This window comes from Paraburkholderia jirisanensis (assembly GCF_054782355.1).
The window spans coordinates 408,310-430,556 of record NZ_BAAGSQ010000025.1 but is presented as its reverse complement, the minus strand read 5'-3'; the positions used below and the strand labels follow the sequence as shown (position 1 = coordinate 430,556).

The window sequence follows — 22,247 nt, the reverse complement described above, 5'->3', positions numbered from 1 at the left end:
CGCTAGATCCACTCGTAGTGGCGCTGATAGCCGCTGATGCGGGTGAGCGCGAGCATGCGCTGGCGGCTGGCCGGCAGCAGCGGCAGGTAGTCTTCGACGCGGATCGTGCGCGCCTCGACCGGCACGATCGCGCCGAGCGTGGTCTGCAACAGTTCCTCGTAGTGTCCGAACGACACCAGCGTGCGCGCCGCCAGCGCGGCGCCGATACCGAACGGCGCGAGCGCCGCGCGCGAACGCGCGTCGACCACGCCGCTCAGGAATTCAGACGAGCAACCCGAACCGTACGAATACAGGCCGATCCGCACCGGCTCGCTGCCGCTGCGGTTCTCGATCATGCTGGCGAGCGCCAGATACAGCGAACCGGAACACAGATTGCCCACCTGGCGCGGGTAGACCAGCGAGGCCTGCAAACGGCGCGCGAAATCCTGCTGCTGCAGCGCCGGATCGGTCACACCGGCGACCTCGCGCATCATCTTGCGATGCGCTGCCTGGACAATGCCGGCGAACGGCGTGTGCATGCAAAGCTGAGCGAAGCTCGCCACGAAGTCGGCCTCCGGCACACGCGTGCGGTAGTCCTTGAAGCTATTGGCGAGGCAATCCAGATACGCGAACAGCGAACGGTCGACGTCGGCGATGTCCTGAGTCGGCAGCGGCCGCGCCGAATCCATCGTTTCGTAGCTGTAGATGCCGAATGCGCCGCGATCGATCGTCAACACCTGCGGTGCATCGCCGAGCAGCATGGCGACCGCGCCAAAGCCGGTGGACGGCTCGGCATAGCCGGCGCGCGCATCGACCAGCGAGATATCGGTGGCAATGATCAACGCCTTGCTGCCCGGCGAGACGCCGGAAGCCAGATAGCCGAGGGCCATTTGCAGCGCCGCAGTGGCGCCGTAGCAGGCCTGTTTGACTTCGAGAAAGCGGCAATGCGGACCCAGGCCCAGATACTTGTGCGCATAAGACGCCAGCGACTTGCTGTAGTCGACGCCGGACTCGGTCGAGACGATCAGCATTTCGATCCGCGCGGCCTCTTCGCCAAGCTGCTCGACGATCGGCCGGGCCGCATGAACCGCACTGGTGACCGGATCTTCGAAGCCGAGCCCGAGCGAGCGCCGCTCCTGCTGGATGTTGCCGATCCGTTCGAGGTCGAGGCCACGGCCCCGGAACAGTTCCGCCGTGTCGATCGCCGCGACGCCGGCGTAGACGTTCAGCAGTTCGATACCGATCTCGCTCATGCCGCCTCCTCGCGCAATGCCGCGAACAATGCGATCAGCGTCCGCAGGTCCGGCACGTCGCTAAAGCGCGACATTTCCACCGCAAGGCCGAAGCGCTCGCGCAGCGTCATGATGATTTCGACGCGGTCTACCGAGTCGGCGCCGAGGTCCTTCAAATGGCGGCTCTCGTCGATGCCGGCCGGGCCCAGCGCCGGCATGATTTCCAGCATCGTCTGGTGCACCTGGTCGCGCGTATCGCGCAACACGTTGTCCGATCGTGCAGTCACGCTTTTTCCTCGCAGCAGAGTTCGATGATCGCCAGCACGCGAGCACCGTCGCGTTCGGCAATGCTGATGTCGAAGACCTCGCGGGCGGACTGGCCGGCGGCATCTTCGAAACGGCGGATACGGATCGCCAGCGCCGTGCAGGCGTCGGCATTGGCCAGAAACAGCAGGCGCTGCGACGGCACCACCCGCTCGAGAAACGACGCGTCGCTGCGGCCGAGCTGACGCCACATCCGCGCGAGCGCGCTGTCCGCGATCTCGAAGTAGCTGGCGAAGTACAGCAGCCCCACGCCGTTCAGATCGCGGCCCATGTCGATTTCATAGCTCAGCACGGTTTCGTCGCGCAGCGTCAGCGCGCTGTCGTGCGCGACGAAGCTGCCGGCGCGGCGGGCCGCGTCGTATGCCGCGCGTGGCGACAGCGCCGGCGCGAGGCGTTCCAGATGCTCGTGGCGGAAGCCGGCTGGCGCCGCCGAATGGAGATCCCGGTTGCCGCCGTGTGCGCCGCGCTGGATCCAGCGATTGAATGTCTGCGCATACAGGCAGCCGGGGCGCCGGTCGTGCAGCATTTCGTCGATCGACAGCGTGGCCGGCAACGCACGCGCAGCCGGCGCGAGGCGATGCACGGTGAGGATCGACTCAGGGCCGAAGCCGTAGCAGCGCGACACCACCTGCAGGCGATCGCCGAACGTCGGCACACGCAGATGGAAACTCTGGTCGCCGATCAGCTGGTAGTAAAAGAACGACAGGTAGGTCGGCTCACCCTGCGCATCGGTGGCGCGAAACGTATTGACGCCGCACAGGTGGCTCACCGCCTCCCATGTCCAGTCGCCGATCTGACCGGCCAGACGCGCGTTGTGTCCGCACATGGCCGGCTTGATCGTGACGCGGCGCTCGAGCATCTGGCTACCTGCCGGCGTCAGCGTATCCGGCTCGTACCCGGCGCTGCTCAATTGAAATGCAGTCATCGATACGGCACTCGCTTCGCAGTTGTCACGGAATGGGTCGAAGCTCCTGTCGCCGCGCCGTACCGCGGTGGCAGGAGCGGCGGCATCAGCCGGCTTCATAGGAACGGCGCTCGAGTGGATCGCCGTCCCGCGGCGCGGCCGCCAGCTGCGCATCGACGAATGCGTCGATCAACGCATTCACGCGCCGATGCGAAGTCAGGCTGGGGAAATGGCCGGCATCGTCGAGCTGTTCGTAGCGCGACTGCGGCAGCACCGCATCGATCTCGCGCGCGATGGCGGTTGCAATCACCGTATCGTGTTCGCCGTGAATCAGCAGCGCCGGCACTTTCAGTTCGCGTGCGGCCTCCAGCAGGCTTGGCTTGGTGGCAAACACGTCGAGATAGCGCAAGCCGATGCGAGGGTCCATGCTTTCGCACTCGGCGAGCAGGCTCTCGTATTGCGCGCGCGGCACGTCGAGCGTTACGCCGGCCCGCTCGAGCGCATCGAAATCCTCGCGCGCCACCACGTCCAGACGGTTCACCTCACCGCGGCGATTGCCGACCTTGTACGAACTGCCCAGCAGCACCAGACCGCTGACCCACTCCGGATGCGCATGCGCGACCGCCAGCGCGGTCAGGCCGCCGAAGCTCGCGCCCGCCACGACGAAACGCGAATCGACCCCGACGCCGCGCGCCGCCGCCAGCACCAGACGCGACAGCCCGGCGAACGACAGATCCGCGGCGTACGTCGTGCCGTCGACGCCCGGCGCATGCACGACCACCACCCGTCGGCGCGCCGCGAGCTCCTTGAGTTGCGGGGCGAAAAAGCCGGCGCCGATGTTGAACGGATGCAGCAACACCACGGGCTCGCCCGTGCCGCTTTCGAACACTTCGATCTGCGCCCCTTCGAACGGCACCAGATGACGTTTGACCGCTGGCTGCCAGCGCCGCACCAGCTCCGCGTTGCGGCCCTGCGGCGGTGCCTTGATGCCGCTCTGCAGCGCCTCGACGACTTCGTCGGGCACGCTGTCGCGCAGTACGTAGCTGCTGCCGGCACTCGCGGAGTCACCGGGCACGCGCAGCAGTTCGGCCGGCGTGGCGCCTTGTTCACGCGCGGCCAGCAGCGCCGTGCGCAGTTCGTCGAGCGCTGCGTCGCCCAGTCCGACTGGCACCGCCAGCCGGATGCACTGGCTGGCCTCAGCGAGGCCGGCATGCAGGTGCGGCGCCGCACGCACCCCGGCAAGCTCGTACAGCGCAGCGAGCGCGGACGCTACCGGTTCGGCGTGGCCGCGGCACCAGGCGGCTGCATCGACCAGCACCGCATGCGCGCCCGACGCGCGCACCGGGATGCCCGCTTCGCCAAGCATCGCCGCAAGCTGCGCGGTGTGCCGTAGCCGCGCGACGACCGCCTGCTCGATCCATGCCTTATCGGCCAGTGCGCTGGCCAGCAGACGTCGGCCGGCCATCGGCACATCGTGGCCGCGATCCTGCACGCGCTGCTGCAGCGCCCGCGTCAACGCCGGGTGGTTGCTGGCGACCAGACCGCCGGCATTGACGCCGAAGTCCTTCGACATCGACAGCGTCAGTGCATCGGCAAGCCCGAACAGCTCGGCCACCGTGTCCCAGAACGGCGTACCGTTGGCCGCGCCGATCATCGATGCATTCTCGAAGCCACGCGTCGCATCGAACACCAGCGGGATACCGGCGGCCTGCAGCCGCTCGCGCACCGCGCGCAGATTGTCCAGCGACATCGCGAGGCCGCCGGTTGCGTTCGGCGCCAGTTCGATGCAGCACAGCGCCACCGTGGCACGCTGCTGCGCGATCAGCTGATCGAGATGGACCAGATCGATATCCGCGCCGTGCGGCATGGTTCTGAGCAGATGCGGCACGTAGCCCAGTTCGAGCTGGTTGAACGTCCAGCTCTGGAACAGATGGTTCTGGATGATGCCCTTCTTCGCCCCCGCTGCCGCGCGCAGCAGCGCCAGTTCCGCGGTACGCCCGGACGGCGCGGCCTGCACGTACGAAAACGGCAGCGTGTGCTGGTCGGCGAGATCGAGGCAAATCGCGTTGGCGGTATCGGTCAGTTCCCGCACACGCTCGACCACCATCACGTCGTCGCGCTCGGCCCAGGAATCGGTGACGAGCTCGAATGCATCGGCTGCCTGCGGCAGGCGCAGCGGATTCCAGCCGGCGTCGCGCAACTGCGCGCGGCGCGGGCTGTCGCCATCGACCGGCGCGCCCGCACGCCGCACCGCGTCGGCAAGCAGCCCGTCGGCGGCCAACGCCGTGGCGCTGTCCGGCACCGCAACCGGCTGCGGCCCGGCGCATGCAGCCGGCGCTCCGGTTTCACTCATCGGCGGTGGCGCGCTGTCGTACGCGGCGGGGATCGTCGGGTTGACGATCAGCAACAGCACCGAAGAAATATCCGCGGGCGATGCGGCCTCCGGCTGGCACAGATACACCGGCAGATTCTGCGGCCGGTATTTGTTCTTGAACTGGAAATTGCCGTCGCCGCTGAAGATGCCCGACTCGCGCAATTCGCCGATCGTGCGCTCCACCTGCGGACTCGGGTTCGGCGATGGCGCCACCAGCACGCCGAGCGTCGCGCCGAAGCTGAACATCTGCACGCCTTCCTGCGCGAGCCGCTCGATGATCGCGATGATCGTGTAGTCGAGCCCGCCATCTTCCATTGCGTCGCCGAAGAATTCGAGGTCGAGCAGATAGCCGTTTTCCGACGGGATCTTCGTGACGATGATCGCGGCGACGACGGCATCGTTCACCGTGGTCACGAACACCCGGTGACGCTCGGCAAGAATGCCTGCGCCGATTTCGCGACGCACTGTGCCCACATACGGATTGACCATTTCCTTGCGCGCGGCCCATTCGTCGATCAGCCGCACGATCTGCTGATCGATGCCGACGTCGTCGCCGAGCCGGTACTCGTCGACCGACACGTTACCGGAGCGCTCGAAGCGGTTGATCTTCTTGCGCAGCCGGTTCATGTCCTTGCCGGCGAGCGAGAACGACTGGATGTCGTTGAGGCGCTGCACGGTACCGAACGACGTCGAACAGAACGGCATGCCTGCCACCTGATGCAGCGGCATCATCGACAACAGGTTGGGCCGCAAGCCGCGCGAAGTGGCCCATGCGACCCATTCGCCTGCCAGTGCCGCATAGCGCGGCTCGTCGACCACCGAGCTCCACGCGAGCAGCAAGCCGTCGCGTTCGGAGAAGTTCAGGTAGCCGCTCGCCCCGCTGCCCAAAAAGATCAGCGGTGCGATATCGCGGCCGGGCAGGCCGCCCTCCTTCGCCCATGCGGCTTCGAGTTCCGCGACCGTGGCGGCGAGCTCGGGGTGTGCGTGCAATTCGCGCTTGACGATCACCGCCGCACCGTTGGCCAGATACTCGGTGGTCAGCGCGGCATGTTCGTGCGTCACGCCCCGCGCGGCCGCAAGGCGCGCGGCGGCATCGCTGCCGTATTGCTGTATCAGCCACTGCGCGAGCGCATGCGGCGTCGGGTAGTCGAACAGCGAACTCTTCGGCATCGGTCCGAAGGCCGCCTCGAGCCCGGCGATCACGCGCAGCATATCGAATGACGTCAGTCCGGCGTCGCTGAAGTCGTCGTGATCGCTGAGCGGGCGGCCCGTCAGCGCTGCGACGTGGGCGCACACGAAAGCGGCATCGCTGGCGGATGCCGGCAGTGACGCACTGGCCGGAACCGCAACCGGAATCGCGACTAACGCGGGCGCCTGGGCGACAGCGCCGCGCGTCGTATCGACCACGGCAGCGAGGGCCGCGACGCTGTCGACGTTGTACAGGTCTTCACCCATCAGCTGCGTACCGAAACGCTGATTGATCCGGCGCACCAGGTCCATGCGGAAAATCGAGTCAAGGCCGAGGTCGTCGAAACGCGCGTCGAAGCTGATCTGCTCCACCGGCATCAGCAGGATTTCCGCGAGATCTTCCCGGATCGCATCAGCGCTCCCGGAAGCGGGAATCGGCGTCACATCCAGCGGCATGGCCAGCGGCGCAGGCGCTTCGGCAGCAGGCGGCCGAACAACTGGCACGACTGGCGCGGCCGGCGGCGAATCCGCTGTAAAAGCCGCCACCGTCTCGAGCGGACGCAGGCGAACTGGCGTCCGCGGCGCGGCGGCGAGCGCGCGCGCAGGTTCGGCGGGCGCGGCGGCGCGCGCCAAAGCCGCGGGCGTAGCAACCAGCTGCGGAACCGGCGTAGCAGTGGCCGCCGGCGTCGTTGCAGCAGTAGCAGCCGGTGCCGTACGCGCAGCCGGGGTCGTCCCCACAGTACCCACAGCGTCCGCGCCGCGCGCCGCCGGTGTCCTGAACCAATGTCGCTCTCCCGCCAGCGGCACACCCGGAAGCGCGCAGCGGCGGCCCGCGCTGTCCGGCCACCCGGCACCGATGCCGGACAGCCATTGCAGCGCCGCCGCACGCAACGGCCCGGCCAGCCGGTCGAGCCGTGCCGGGTCGCGCTGCGCGCCATCGGCGACGCTGCGCAGCTGTTCGATCAGCTCGGCGCACGAAGCCGCCACCAGCACGCTACGGCATGCCAAGGCATCGCGGCCGTGCTGCAGCGTGAACGCGACATCGTCGAGCGCTCGCTCGCGCCGCACGAGTTCGCGGGCCAACCCATCCGCATAGCTCGCGAGCCGCGCGGCATCCGGTGCCGACAGCGGGAACGCCAGCACGCCGGACGGCGCCGTCGGCAGATCCCGCGCCGCCGCGGCCTCGACGATCACGTGGCTATTGCTGCCGCCGAACCCGAATGAACTGACGCCGGCAATGAGCGGCTCACCATCGCGCGGCTGCCAGTCGCGTGCGTCGTTCAACAGTTCGAAGGGGGACGCATCGAGCCGGATATACGGATTCTGTTCCGTGAAGTTGCGGTTCGCGCTCAGGCGCATGTGCTGCAAGCTCAGGATCGTGCGCAGCAAGCCAGCGATTCCCGCTGCTGCCTCGAGGTGGCCGATCACCGTCTTGACGGCGCCAAGCGCGATCCAGGGTTTGGCCGGCACGCTCACGCCGGCGTCGTCGCAAGCCAGCTCGAGGCCGCGCTTCAGACCTTCGATTTCAACCGGGTCGCCGAGCGGCGTGCCGGTGCCGTGCGTTTCGATGAAGCTGATGTGGCGCGGATCGACGCCCGCATCGGCAATCGCGCGCCGGATCACTTCGGCCTGTGAAGCCGGATTCGGTGCGGTCAGCGAACTCGACTTGCCGCCGTGATTGACCGCGACGCCGCGCACGATGGCCAGCACGTTGTCGCGTTCCGCCAGTGCCCGCGCGAGCGGCTTGAGCACCACCGCGCCGACGCCTTCGCCGCGCACGTAGCCGTTGGCGTGGCGGTCGAAGGTCTTGCACGCGAAATCCGCGCTCAGCATGCCGGAGTCGATGAACGCGTGAAACAGCCCAGGCGTCAGCATCACGTTGACGCCGCCCGCCACCGCCATCTCACATTCGCCGTTGCGCAGCGCCTTGACTGCGCGGTTCAACGCAACCAGCGCACTGGAGCAGGCGGTGTCCACTGCCTCGCTCGGTCCGTGCCAGCCGAACAGATGCGATACGCGGTTGGCGATGATCGAATGCGCGACCCCCGAAGCGACGTGCGGTTCGACCTTGACGCCGTGTTCGGTCAACAGACTCTCGTAGTCGCTGGTGGAAACGCCGGCAAACAGGCCCACGTCCCGGCCGGCCAGCGCCTGCTGTCCATAACCGGCATCCTCGATCGCCTGCAGCACGGTTTCGAGGAAGATCCGCTGCTGCGGATCCATCAGCGCGGCTTCGCGCGGCGAAATGCCGAAGCGCGCCGCGTCGAAACGGGCCACGTCCTGCAGGAATCCACCGCGCACGGCGGCGGTGACCGGATCGCGCAGCAGCGCGTCGCGATCGGACGGCGGCGCACCGATCAGGCTCGTACCGCTTTCGAGCGCGTCCCAGAACTGGCCGAGCGACGCGGCGCTGGCCAGCCGGCCTGCCATGCCGATCACAGCGATTGCGGTGTCGACGGCGTGCGGCGTGGCGGCGCGCGCTGCCTGCGCAGCGGTAGCCGGTGCAGGCGGCACGGCGGGCACGGCGGCAACAGTTGGCGCTGCTGCGGCTGACGGAGCTAAAGCCGATGGAGCTAAAGGTGCCGCCACTACGGTTGACGGAGCGGCAGCCGGAGCGGCTGTGGCCGGCACGGCAACACTCGGCGTGACAAGCGCGCGCGCGGTATCCGCGTGGGTTGCCGCTAGCCCTGCCGTCTGCGGCTTGATGAACCGCGCCGCGATGCGCGGACCCTGCTCGCGGCCCAGGTAATCGGCGACGTCGTTGAGCGTCGGACACTCGAACAGCACCGTGGGCAACAGATCGAGCCCATAGTGCGCGTTGATCTGATTGATCATGTCGGTCAGCGAGATCGAATCGAAACCGAGTTCGAGCAATTCGCTATCGACATCGACTTCCGCTGCATCGACCATCAGATAGCCTGCGCCGATCCGCTGCAGGTCCGCGACGATGTGCGCTCGCAGTTGCGCTGCAGCCGGTGCGGCGACAGCCTCGACAACCGGCTCGGGTACTGGCGACGCGTGAACCACTGCGGCTGTCGGCGTTGCCGAAGTTGCCGAAGTTGCCGCAGTTATCGCCGCCGTCAGAGTTGCTGGCGTCGCCGCTTCACGCTGCACCAGCGCAAACGCCGCATAACGGCCAGCCAGCGCCACATCGAGCGCCGCCAGCCCTGCCTCGGTGCTGAGCGCGCGCATGCCGAAACGCTGCCTGAACAGCGCCTCTGTCGCGGCGTCGACCTTCATGCCGCCGTCCTCCCATAGCGGCCACGCCACCGTCACGGTTGCGCCGTGGCGGCGCCCCGCCGCGCGTTCGCGCTCGCGCGCCGCGCCGAATTCGATCAGGAAGCGGTTGCCGGTCGCATAGTCGATCTGCCCGAGGTTGCCGGTCTCCGCGGCAAGCGACGAACACAGCACGAAGAAATCGAGCGGTTCGCCCGCCGTCGCAGCATCAAGCGCAAGGACGCCACGCACTTTAGGCCGCAACACCTGCGAGATTTCGCGGTCGGTCTTTTTCAGCAGCAGCGCGTCGTGCCTGACGCCGGCAGCATGCAGCACGCCGCGCAGCGGGCCATGCTGCGCGACGATCGCCGCGACGGCTTCGGTCAGCGCATCGGCATCGCCGACGTCGGCCTGCATATAGGCCACACGGCTGCCGCGGCCGCCGAGCGATGCCATCCATGCGTCGAGTTGTGCGTCTGCCGCGCGGCGGCCTAGCAATACCACTGTCGCCGGCCCGCGCGACGCGAGATGCGCGGCGAAGTGGCGGCCCAGCGCGCCGGCGCCGCCGGTGACGAGATACACCGCGCCTGGGCGAACCACTGGCGTCGGCGCAGCGTCGAGTTTCAGCGGTTGCAGGCTGCGCACCAGCCGCGTGCCGGCATCGATACGCACCGTGCCTTGCGCGGCCGCAGCGCACAGCTCGTCGACCGCTTCGTCAGCCCAGCCCGGCTGATCCAGCGCAAGCAGCAAGTGGCTGCACGCCAGCCACGGCAGCTCCATCGCCAGCGTGTGAGTAGCCGCCGCCAGCGCCGCAGCAGCCAGTTCGCCGCTCTGCCCGACCGCCAGAAAACGCACACTGCGCTGGCCGCGCACGGCCTTCACACGCTCGAGCAGATCGCGCAGCCCTGCCAGCTGTTGCGCCAGCGACAGCGTGGCGTCGGCGCCGGCCGGATCGAGCAATACCAGCACCGCGGCAAGGTCGGTCAGCGGCGCGTCGGTATCGCGCTCGACTGCAAAGCCACGCCGTTGCAGCACGGCGGCCAGCGCCGCGCTGCCTTCGAGGTGTTTGCCCATCAGCAGTACGGTGCCACTGCCCAGCAGCGGCACACCGCGCGATTCGACCGTTTCGACCGCGCACAGATAATCGGGCAACGCCGCGACAGACGGCATTGCCGCAGCAGGCAGCGCGGCGATGCGCAGGCCTTGCAGCAGTATCAGCACCTGACCGTGCGCGTCGCACAGCGTCACGTCGAACGTGCCGTCGGCGCGGCGCTCGACGAGCGCCGCGCGGGCCTGCTCCGGCGCGCCGAATTGCGTCAGCGCGGCAATCCCGGCCGGCACTCCCGCCTGATGCGCCAGCAACGACACCAGTTGCAGCGCGCCGTCGACGTACGCCGCGAAGGCGGTCGACGGCACGAGCCGCGCGCCGTCCAGCTCGCCGATAGCCAACGCGTCGCCTGCCGCGAAGCGCGACACCACGCGCAGTGGCGCAGCGTATTCGAAACCGCCCGCATGCAGGCGTTGGTACAGCTCGGCGCCGTCGACGGCTGGCGCGCACGCGGCCCATACTTCATCCAGCGCGCGCACCGGCACGGCGCCGTGCGGCGCATTGCCGGGCAGCGCCTGCGCGACGCTTGCGCCGCCGTCGCGCGGCTGCACGCTGAAGCCAGCCGCGGCGTCGTTGACCTGCAGATCGACCGCGGCGTCCTGCGTCACCTCGACGGGCCGCAGCCAACGCACGCTGGTCAGCGCACGCGGCAACCCGTGGCCCTGGTGGTCGAGCATCAGTTCCAGCAGCGCGGCGCCCGGCACGAGGTTGCGTGCGCCGATGCGATGCGCCGCCGCGAGCTGCGCCAGCCGTTGCGCCGGCGCAGGCACGGCTGCGGCTGCATCGGCGGCAGACGGCTGCGCCATCCAGATTCGCTTGCGTTCGAACGGCACGGCCGGGAAGCTGCAACGCCCCGGCATGTTGTCCCACGTGCGGCGCCAGTCCACCGCCAGACCGTTGACCCACAGCTCGCCGAGCTTGCGCAGCTGACGCCGCGCACTTAGCAACTCGATCAGTTCGTCGGCCACGTCGCCGAGTGCGAGCGTGCTGTGGTCCGCCGCCGGCGACACCAGCGCAGCCGGTTCGCGCGCCGCAATCGCACGCAGTGCGGCCTGCAGCTCGTCGAGCGACGCGGCCATCGCCACGGCGCGCACCGGCAGATGCCGGCGTCCGGACTGGCTCGTAAAGCAGAGTCGGTGCAACGACGCGGCCGGATGGTGCAGCAGCCAGTCGGCAACCCGCTCTGCGTAGGCAGCAAGCTGTGTGTGGCTCGTGGCTGCCAGCAGGAAGGCCTGCGGCGTGCCGCTGTCCGGCATCGTGGCGCGGGTCTCCTGCCACTGCTGCAGCACCACATGCGCATTGGCGCCGCCCGCACCGAACGAGCTGACCGCGCACAGCGCGGGGCCCTGGTCGGCGGCGCGCGGCCACGCTTGCAGCGTGCGTGCTGGCATCACGGAAGCGCCGAAATCGATCTTGTCGTTGAGCTCATCGAGACCGGCGCACGGTGCGAGCTTGCCGTGCTGCAATTGCAGGATCGCCTTGCTGATGCCGGCAATACCCGCGGCGCCCTCCAGATGGCCGATGTTGGACTTCACCGAGCTGACCAGCAACGGCTCGCTTCGCGCGCCGCCGAACACCTTGTTCAACGCGGCGATTTCGATCGGATCGCCAAGCTGGGTGCCGGTGCCGTGCACTTCTACCGCGCCGACCTGATGCGGCGCCACCCCGGCGCGCTCGAGTGCGCCGGCGATCACGTCGGCTTGCGCATTGACGTTGGGCACCGTGTAGCCGCCGGTTTTGCCGCCGGCGTTGATGGTGCTGCCGCGCACCACCGCGAGAATCTCGTCGCCGTCGGCCAGCGCGTCTTCGAGCGGACGCAGCAGTACGGCGCCGACACCTTCGCCGGGGACGATGCCGTCGGCGGTCTTATCGAAGGTGCGGCACGCGAGGCCCGTGCCGAGCATGCGCATCGAGCTCAGCGCGATGTGATGCGCGGGATGCAGGATCACGTTCACGCCGCCGGCAATCGCCTGCCGGCATTCGCCGCGGCGAATCGACTCGCACGCCAGGTGGAATGCGGTCAGCGACGACGAGCAGGCGGTGTCGATCGCCATGCTCGGCCCACTGAAATTGAACGTGTACGACACGCGGTTGGCCACCGACCAATACGGACTATGTCCAAGGTTGAACTGGCCTTGCGGCCAGCCGGCCGCAGCCGCCATCTGCCCATACGAGCCGTACATGATGCCGACGAACACACCGGTACGCGCTTCGCGCCCGTCCGGCCCGTTGTGACCTGCCTGCTCGAGCAGCTCCCAGCAGCTTTCGAGGAACAGCCGTTCCTGCGGGTCGATCGCGCTGGCATCGCTTGGCAGGATGCCGAAGAATTTCGCATCGAACTGGTCGACGCCGTCGATGAAGCCCGCCCATTTGCCGTAGCTGCGGTTCTTCTGCGGCGCGGGATCGAAATACGCGTCGGCATCCCAGCGCGCGGCGGGCACTTCGCCGATGCTGCGCCGGCCTTCGCACAGGTTTTCCCAGAATGCGTCGAGGTCGGCCGCGCCGGGATAACGGCCGACCGACGCGATCACCGCGAGATCGCCGTTTGCGTACCCGGTACTGCGGCGTGCGGGTGCGCTTGCCGGTGCGCTTGCCGGTGCAGGGGGAACCGGCGCGGTAGCGACCGATGCCGGCCGCGCCGTGCTTGCCGCGGCCAGCGAGCGACGCGTATCGGCAAGCCGTCGATCGGCGGCAACCGGCTCATCCCCCTCCTTCGCTGTGCCCGGCAGTGGCAAGCCGGAGTGCGCCGCCAGCAGACGTGCGAGTTCGCCGCCGCGGGCCGCGCGCAGATAAGCTGCGACTTCCGCGATAGTCAGACGCTCATAGAGCAGGGTCGACGGCAGATCGGCGAAGTCCGTCTTCAGCATGCGGAGAATGTCTGTGCCGAGCAGCGAATCGACGCCGTACGATTCGAACGTTTCGTCGACATCGAGGGCGGCGGGTTCCAGCTTGAGTACCTTGCCGAACACGCTGCGTACGTATTCGATCGCGTCGGCGACGTTGGCCGCGGGCGTGACTGCGTTCGCCGCGTCTTGCCGCGGTGGTTCGGTGTTCGTGGTAGTCGTGATCGCTGTGGCGGCTCTTGCGGCTGCAGCCGGCCCGGCGCTTTGCGGCGAGCCTTGCGGCAGGGCTTGCGGCACAACGCCCGGCGCCGGCGCGAACATCCCCGCCAGCGCGGCGCGTCTGTGCTGCACGAGCCAGGCCGCCAGTTCCGCGATCGTCAGCTGCTGGTACAGCAAGGTCGACGGCAGTTCGCCCAGCTCGCGCTTGAGTGCACGCAGGATATCCATACCCAGCAGCGAATCGACGCCGAACGACTCGAAGGTCTCCTGTGCATCCAGCACGGCCGGGTCGCATTTGAGCACAGTGGCGAACACACGCGCCAGATACTTCGTCACCTCCGGCAGCGCCACCGCCGAAGCTTCGCCCGGCGTCTGGCCGGCGTGCCGCGGCGCGCTGTGATCGATTTGCATGATTGCCCTCTGTATCGGTTGAACCGGGTTCGCCGCGGCGGCGGGCGCCGCGCCTTCGAGCGTCAGTCCATAAGCCGCGAAGCGCTGCGGGTCGGCGTTCAGCACCATCGTTTGCGACAGACCGGTGCCGATCTGCATGCGCAGGCATTCGAATGCCTCAGCCGGTTCGATCGAGCCGACGCCGCGCGCGGCCATTTCGCGCCGGTAGCGCTCGCCGGCCACGACGCCGAAGCTGCCCCAGTAGCCCCAGTTCACGACGAATACCGGCGCACCGTAGCGGCGCCGCCATTCGCTGCCGCAGGCGTCGAGATAGGCGCTCGCTGCCGCGTAATTGCCTTGCCCCGGCGAGTCGAGCAGCGACGACACCGACGAGAACAACACCAGCTTGTCGAGCGGCTCGGCCTCGAGACAGCGGTACAGATTCAGGCAACCGGCCACTTTCGGCTCCAGCACCCTCTCCAGCTGCGCGGCGCTCATCGCGTCGAGGTTGGCGTCGTCGAGCACCAGCGCGCTATGGAAGGCCGCGCTGATCGGACCGAAGCGCCGGCGCACGCTGCGCACCGCGTCGGCCAGTTGCGCTTCGTCGCCGAGGCTGGCTGTCACGTACATCGCGCGGCCGCCCAGCTGCTCGATGGTCCGAATCTGCGCGTGGATGGTTTCGTCGACAGGTCTGCGCCCGATCCAGCCGAGCGCGGCGCGATGCGTACGGGCCAGCTCCTTGCTGAGCTCGAAGCCGATGCCGCCAGTCCCGCCGACGATCAGACAGGTTTCGCCGTCGCCGAGCAGCCGGTACGGCGAGCTGCGGGGGATCGGTCGCCACGCTCTGGCGTACCAGCGGCCCGCGCGCCGCGCGGCGAGGCCCGGCAAGCCGGCGGGCCGCGCGGGCAGGTCTTCGGGCGACGCCGCGCTGTCGTACGCAAGGTCGATCACCTGCAATTGCAGCGCTGGGCGTTCCGCAGCCGCGGCGCGCGCCATCGCGCCCAACGCAGCCTGCAGCGGGCGTTGCGGCGCGGCGGGGTCGGCCGGCGTGGCGCCGGCCGACAGCCATGTCACGCGGCAGCCGTCCGGATGAGTGCGGCATAGCTGCGCCAGCAGTTCGCGCGCGGCCTGCAGCGCCTGCTCGGGCTGCGCTTCGGTTACACCACGCGCATCGATCACCAGTTCACCGCCGGCCGGCAGCGGCGGCAGCGCCGCCTCGCCGGCGGGGCGCAGCGGCACATAAGCGCGGCTGCTCGCCGCGAGCGGCGCGCCGGGCTGAATTTCGTTCCAGCGCGGCTCGTACATGCGCGTACCGTCGTCCGGCGACGTGATCAGCCTGAAGCCGCTCACTTCCAGCACCGCGTTGCCGTCGCGATCGCACGCGATGACGTCGTAGTGGCCGTCTTCGATGCGGTGCGCGACCACGCTCACCGCATGGTCGAGCGCGAGGTTCAGACGCGCCTTGTCGATGCGGCGCGGCAGCTTCAGGCCGGCACCCTGCTCCAGCACGCCGACCGTCTGCAGGATCGCGTCGAAGGTCTGGATCATGCCGCGGGCGGTATCGGTGCGCAGCCAGCCGATCGCCGTCTGCGCGCTATGCACGATCCGCGTCAGCAGCCGGTAGCTGGGACCATAGGCGATGCCCGCCTGCTCGAAACGCCGATAGAGTTCGGCATGCCCGACGTCGGTCGAACAGCTGGCGACCAGGGTGTCGAACGACATACGTGGCAGCGGCCGGCCGCCGCCCTGCGGAATGCAGCGGGCACGCGTAAACGACGGCTGGCCGGCCACCCGCATTTCGATCTTGTACTGGCCGTCGGCGTCGACGCTGCCGTGAATCTCCAGTGCCACCGGGCCGGCGACCAGCGCCGGGCTCAACCATTCGACGTCGGACAGTTCGACCGGGCGAAACTTCTGTGCGCGTGCGCTGTAGTACAGGATCGCCGCACCCGGCACCCAGTGATTGCCTTGCACGCGGTGATCGCGCACCCAGTCGGTGCCGGGATCGATGGTTTCGCGCACGGTGTTCTGCAGCAGCGCCTGCAGCGGTTCGGCGCCGACCGGCGACGGCGCCGTCGCATGCGGGCCTTCGGGCACCCAGAAGCGCTGGTCGGCCAGCGGATAGATACACATCGCGATGCGCCGGCCGCGCCGCCGCGCGAAGAATTCGCCCAGTTCGAAGCCGGGCTGGCCGCTGCAAAAGCGCACGCCCAGTTCGCTCAATTCGGCGCCGCTCAATGCGCGCGCGAAGGACCCGGCGGCAGCCGGCGCTTCGCGGTGCGTCGAATGTACGCCCTCGGGCGTGCCTTCGGCGAGCGCCCGGCGAATCAGTGCAATGGCCTGCACGGCATCGCCGGCAACGATCGCGCTGCGCTTGCGAAACCACGCGCGCCCGACGCCGAGCGTATAGCTGACGTCGGCCAGCGCCGCGCCCGCCTCGAGATCCGCCATCAGACCTTCGAGCAGCGTGCGTAACGCGGCTGCGGTACGCGCCGAGACCAGCAGCAGGCACGCTTCGTCGACGATGCCCTCGCGGCCGGCCTGCGCCGCTGCGGCGGGCGGTTCCTGCAGCACGAAGTGCGCATTGGTGCCCGACATGCCGAAGCTGTTTACCGCGCCGATACGCTGGCCGCCCGGCCCGGCCGGCCACGGCCGGCGCGCGGTGACCACCTGCAGCAGCGCCGGGTTCAGTTCGATGTTCGGGTTGAGCGTGTCGAAATGCAGGCTGGGCGGAATCTCGCCGTGCTGAAGGCCAAGCGTCACCTTCAGCAAACCGGCAATGCCGGAAGCGAGCGTGGTGTGACCGAGATTCGACTTGATCGAACCCACGCCGCACGGCGGCACCGCAGACGAGCGGTCCTGCATCAGCGCGGCGAGCGCCTTCAGCTCGATCGGATCGCCGAGCTGCGTGCCGGCGCCGTGGGTTTCGATATAGGCGATGTCGTCGGCGCTTACGCCGGCCTGCGCGTGCACGCGGCGCTGCAGGGCCAGTTGCGCGTCGGCCGATGGCGCCGTGATGCCATTGGTCTTGCCGTCGCCATTGACGCCGCTTGCCTTGATCACCGCGTAAATGCGATCGCGGTCGGCCAACGCGGCGGACAGGCGCTTGACGACCACCAGCCCAGCACCCTCGCCGAGCACGAAGCCGTCGGCGGAGGCATCGAACGACGCGCAGCGGCCGAGCGTGGACAACATGCCCGACTTGCTGTTCCAGATGTGCATTTGCGGCGTGACCATCAACGCGATGCCGCCGGCTACCGCCATCTCGCAATCGCCGCTGCGAATTGCCTGGCAAGCGAGGTGCAGCGCAACCAGCGACGACGAGCAGGCCGTATCGAGCGCGACGGTCGGACCTTCGAGATTCAGGAAATACGCAATCCGGCCGGCGAGAATCGACGTCGAATTACCGAGGAAGACCTGCCCCGAATCGCTGACCCCCGCCGCCTGCAGCAATTGCATGTAGTCGCCGGCGGCAGTGCCGACAAACACGCCGCAGTTGATCCGGCGCTCGGGTCCGACGGCATAGCCGGCGTCTTCGAGGGCGCGCCATGCCTGTTCGAGGAACACCCGCTGCTGTGGATCGGTCAGTTCGGCCTCGCGCGGCGAGATGCCGAAAAAGCCCGCATCGAAACGGTCGATGTCGGCGACCAGTCCGGCCACCTTGCTGCTGGTCTTGCCCGGCACGGTCGGGTCTGGGTCGTAAAACTGCGTGACATCCCAGCGTTGCGGCGAAATTTCCGTCACACCGAAGCGGCCGGCCAGCAGGTTCTGCCATAGCTCGCCGGCATTGGCGGCACCCGGGTAGCGGGCGGACAGACCGATGATGGCCAGCTCATCGTCGGCGGCGGCGCGCTCCGGCCGGCGCGAGTCCGCGCTGGACTGCGCGGCCGCCGGCGGTGCTGTCACAGCGGGCGTGGCCGCCGGTCGAGGTTCGGACGGCTCAGGTTCGGATCGTTGCGCGGCGAAGGCTTGCGGTTCGGATCGTTGCGCGGCGGGCGCGGCGCTGGTCCGTTGTGCGACCGGCGCGAGCTTCAGGCGCAGCGGCGGCGCAGACGGTGCGTGCTGCGGCACCTCGATACGGCTGCGCGACACTGCGCTTGCCAGCGCCGCCGGCTGACTGGTCGCGCGCGGCTCGCCGGCACGCAGTACCGGGGCGGCCGGAGCCGGTTCAGGCGTGGCCGCATCTGCTTCGATATCCAAACCATCTTCCGGCCGGCTGGCCGCGGGCATCGCGGGCTCGCGCGTGGCCGGCCCGGGGACCGAGTCAACGTTCGACCCAGCCTCCGACCCAGCGACTGGTTCCAGGGCCGCCGCGACCCGATCGTCGTTCGCGCTCAGCTGATCGGCCACGTGAGCGACCAGACGCTCCAGCGTTGGATGATCGTAGACCAGCACCGAGTCGAGATTGAGGCTGAACACGTGGTTGAGGTCGCGCACGATTTCGACCGCCCCCAGCGAATCGAGGCCCATTTCGGCGAAGGTGCGGCGCGGATCGAGTTCACTGCGATGCACGAACAGATTGCGGCACAGCGTCGTTTCGATGGTGTCGCGGATGCGCGGTTTCGCGTCGGCCACCGCGGCCGGCTGTACGGACTGCGGCGCACGGGGCGCGGCCGCCGGCTGCGGCGGTGCTGCCACGGGCGGTTGCACGGCTGCCGCCGCGGCCGGCTGCGGCGCGACCGGAGCCAGCCCGGGCAAGGCCGTAGCGGGCTGCGTCCGTTCGGTGCGCGCGCGAATCGCCGGCACCAGGTCCGCATGCAGCACCTGGTCGTGCATCGCCGCTTCCCGGACCACCACACGCGCCAGATCTTCGCTAACCCGCCCGGCCAGTTCGCGCTTGAGCGCATTGACGACCGGCGCGGCCTGCCCGGCGATCGCCTCGGCGATCCGCAAGGCAGTCAGCAGCAGTTGCGGGCCATCGGCAAAGCGCAGTGCGACGCCCAGCGCTTCGAGCTCGCGTCCGGCATAGCTGGACGCTGTCATGCACATTTCAGCGGCAAGCGCCGCGCCGAAGCGGCGCTCGAGCGCGTAGGTCGCGCCCAGCCCCGGCGTAAAGCCGAACTTGACGAAGTTGGCGCTATACGTACCGTCCCGGTCCAGCAACACATGGTCGGCGTGCAGCCCGAAGGTCAGGCCGCCGCCCGCCGCGTGGCCGCGAATCGCCGCGATCACCGGCACCCGGCAACGGCCGAGCCCTTCGTACAGGAACGGCACGTCGGTGAAACTGCCCTCCTTGCGCGCCAGACGCTCCAGCGCCGCCGGCGTGCCGCCCATGCTGAACACCTTGTCGGTGCCGGTCAGCACCACCGCACGAATCGACAGATCGGCTTCAACCGTCGCAAAGGCTGCTGCCAGACCGTCGAGCAGCGCCTGCGTGAACATGTTGTTGTGTTCCTCCTCCTGCATGCGCACCAGCGCCACGCCGTTCGCCAGCACTTTCAGGCTGACCGCTTCCCTACTGCTGTTGTCGCTCATGTCGCGGGTTCCTTTGATATCGAGAGCGCCACGCGCCGGCGCCGCGGACAAAGCTTGAGGCTGAGGGTGGGCAAGCGTTTCGCGCTGCCAGCGGCCGATCCAGAAGGCGTGCTGGTGCTGCAGCCGCGGTACCGGCAACGCCACCCGGCGCACCGCCGCGCCCGCCCACAGCGGCGCAAAATCGACGTCGCGGCCCTGCAGCCATGCTTCGACGCCGGCTTCGGCGAGTTGCGGTACGAGCGGCTGCGAACCGGTATCGGCAGCGGCATGGCCGAGCCGCACGCCGGTGACAGCCACGCCGTCCGCGAAAGCCTGCAACTGCGTTGCGGCCGCGCCGAGCCCAGTAACCCGCAACGCCAGCCGGCACTGCAGATGCGTGCGACCGGTCTGCAGCGTCGAGGCCACGTCGGCCACACGCGGCGCAGCACCGCCCCGGACCGTCATGCTCGCCAGCGGCTGGTCCGGATCGAGCGCGTCGCAGCCGAGCCGTTCGGCCAGCATCTGCAGGTCGGACGCTTCGAGGCCGAGACTGCGCGCGCTTTCATCGGGCGCCAGATCGGCACGGTGCACGTTGACCAGTTCGGCGGCGAGTGTCAGCGCGTCCGGCCCGCTGCCGCCGGCCGGGCTGCACAGCGCCTGCGCGAGGCGGCCTGCGTAGTCGCGCAAGCCGGCCTCGTCGCGCGCCGACAGCAGCAGCCAGTCGGCCATCACGCTGGCGGGGGCCGTATCCGCCGACGCGTTCGCGACGTATTCGTCGACGATCAGATGCGCATTGGCGCCGCCCGCGCCGAATGCGGAAATCGCCGCGCGGCGCGGCACGCCTGCTGCCGACGGCTGCCACGGTGCGAGCGTCTGCTGGATATGCAGGCCGAGCGGCGCCAGCCTCAGCGCACCGTTCAGCTCGTGCGAATGCAACGACGGCACCAGCTGGCGTGCCCGCGCCATCAGCAGCACCTTGCTGAGCGCCGCGATGCCCGCCGCGCTTTCGAGGTGACCGATATTCGATTTGACCGAACCGACCGGCAGCGGCGCATCGCCTGCACGGCCCAGCACGCGGCCGATGCCTTCGATTTCGATCGGATCGCCCAGCGCCGTACCGGTGCCATGTGCTTCGACATACGAAATACTGGCGCCGTCGACCCCGGCGTTGCGCAATGCCAGCGCCATCACGTCGGCCTGCGCGGCCGGGCTCGGCACAGTGAAGCCGCTGGTGCGGCCGGCATGATTGAGCGCGCAGCCGCGGATCACGCCCCATACGTGGTCGCCGTCGCGCAGCGCATCCGCAAGCGGACGCAGCAGCACCGCACCGACGCCCTCGCCCGGCACGTAGCCATTGCCGCCCGCGCCGAAACTGCGGCAGCGGCCGTCGTCGGACAGAAACTGGCCCTGCGCCAGCTGCAGGTACTTGACCGGGTGCACCGCGAGATTGACGCCGCCGGCAATCGCCATCGAGCAGGCGCCGCCGCGTAGCGCGTCGAGCGCGAGACTGATCGCCGTCAGCGACGAAGAGCAGGCGGTGTCGACCGCCAGCGATGGCCCGCGCAGGTCCAGCGCATACGACACACGGTTGGCCACCGACGCGTGCATGGCCGACGGTGCAACTTCCGCCGCGTCGCCGCACAGCTGGTAGTGATTCCACATCACGCCGGCAAACACGCCTACGTTGCGGTCGGCGAGCGCGGCGGCTGGGTGTCCCGCTGCCTCGAGCAGCGTCCAGCAGGTTTCGAGGAACAGACGCTCTTGCGGATCGGCGCGCTCGGCTTCGCGCCGCGACATATGAAACAGCGCCGCGTCGAAGCCTTCGATATCGCTCAGGAAGCCGCCCCAGCGTCCATATGTGCGGCCTTCCAGACCACGCTGCGGATCGAAGATTGCAGCATGGTCCCAGCGTTCCGGCGGCACGTCGCGGATCGCGTCGCAGCCGTCGCGCAGCACGGCCCAGAACGCGTCGATATCGTCGGCGCCGGGGTAGCGTCCGGCGAGTCCGACGATCGCGATGTCGCCTGGCGCAGCGGTGCGCGGGTTGTCTTGCGCGCCGCTCACGCCGCTCGGCTCTGTCACCCTGTGCGGTGCCGCTTCGGCCTGCGCAGTGCCGGGTGCCGCGGCGCGCGCCGCGGCGGGATCGGCCAGCCAGCCACCGTAGCGCCCGGCATCGCCGTGCAGCACCGCGAGCGTCGCGCCCGGGGTCTGCAGACGGGTCGCCGCGCTCAGGCAAGCCAGCGCGACGGCGCTCGGCAACGGCTGCAGGCCGGTGCGGACGATTGCGCTCGCCAGGTCGGCGCTGGCCAGACGCATGCCGCCTTCTTCCCATAGCGGCCATGCGAACGCGAGCGTCGTACCGCTGCGCGACGGATCGCGGCGGCGGCGCCCGGCAAGTTCTTCGAGCATCGCGTTCGCAAACGCGTATGCACCCTGGCCCGGATTCGGGCGCCATGCCGCCAGCGACGAAAACACCGCAAATAGTTGCAGCGGATCCTGCGCAGTGGCCTCGTCGAGCGCTGTGAAACCGTCGATTTTCGGCGCCAGCACCGCGGCGCTCGCGCTTGCGGAAAGGTTGAAATGCAGTTCGTCGCGCTGTACGCCGGCCACGTGAAAGACTGCATCGATGCGGCCGAAACGCTGCCGCACACCGTCGAGCACCGCGTCGAGCGCAGCGCGATCGGTCAGCTCGCAACGTTCATAGACGATGCTGGCAGGCGCGGCCACGCTGGCCCATTCGTCGATCCGTTCGGCGGCGGGCTGCGAGCGGCCCAGCACGATCACCCGCGCGGCGACCTGCTCAACCAGCCAGCGCGCCAGCTGGACACCGATCCCGCCGGCGCCGCCGGCGAGTACGCATACCGCACCGCGCGACAGCGCCGGCGTGCTCGCGCTGTCGTCGAGATACGCGTGCGGCACGAGGGTTTGCACGGCCGGCGCCGACTCGCCCGCGCCGCCGGCGATCAAGCCGGCCGTGGCCGGCAGCGCCTCATCGGCACGCTCGAGTTCGGCCAGC

General features: G+C 69.0%; 4 protein-coding genes (1 of these 4 running past the window's edge). All 4 read right to left on the bottom strand.

Features of this window, described 5'->3' with window-relative positions; translation table 11 throughout:
* Nucleotides 1-2 precede the first annotated feature (2 nt).
* Nucleotides 3-1,232 (bottom strand): hydroxymethylglutaryl-CoA synthase family protein, encoded by a 1,230-nt coding sequence (locus ACYVNQ_RS13710; protein WP_460903042.1) that lies wholly within the window; start codon nt 1,230-1,232, stop codon nt 3-5.
* The gene (locus ACYVNQ_RS13705; protein WP_460903041.1) at nt 1,229-1,498 is read right to left on the bottom strand and encodes an acyl carrier protein; all 270 of its coding nucleotides are present in this window, start codon (nt 1,496-1,498) and stop codon (nt 1,229-1,231) included. The genes ACYVNQ_RS13710 and ACYVNQ_RS13705 overlap by 4 nt, the downstream gene beginning before the upstream one ends.
* Nucleotides 1,495-2,460 (bottom strand): LnmK family bifunctional acyltransferase/decarboxylase, encoded by a 966-nt coding sequence (locus ACYVNQ_RS13700; protein ID WP_460903040.1) that lies wholly within the window; start codon nt 2,458-2,460, stop codon nt 1,495-1,497. Before ACYVNQ_RS13700 ends, ACYVNQ_RS13705 begins: the two co-directional genes overlap by 4 nt.
* Before the next feature lie 85 nt (nt 2,461-2,545).
* Nucleotides 2,546-22,247: the 3' portion of an SDR family NAD(P)-dependent oxidoreductase gene (locus ACYVNQ_RS13695; RefSeq protein ID WP_460903039.1), read on the bottom strand. 1,697 nt of this gene lie beyond the right edge of the window; only the last 19,702 of its 21,399 coding nucleotides appear in the window; its start codon lies beyond the right edge, outside the window; the stop codon is at nt 2,546-2,548.

What these genes read in the sequence shown, in the direction of transcription:
- ACYVNQ_RS13710 (WP_460903042.1), bottom strand. Translation starts at nt 1,232, where the DNA reads ATGAGCGAGATCGGTATCGAACTGCTGAACGTCTACGCCGGCGTCGCG.
- ACYVNQ_RS13700 (WP_460903040.1), bottom strand. Translation starts at nt 2,460, where the DNA reads ATGACTGCATTTCAATTGAGCAGCGCCGGGTACGAGCCGGATACGCTG.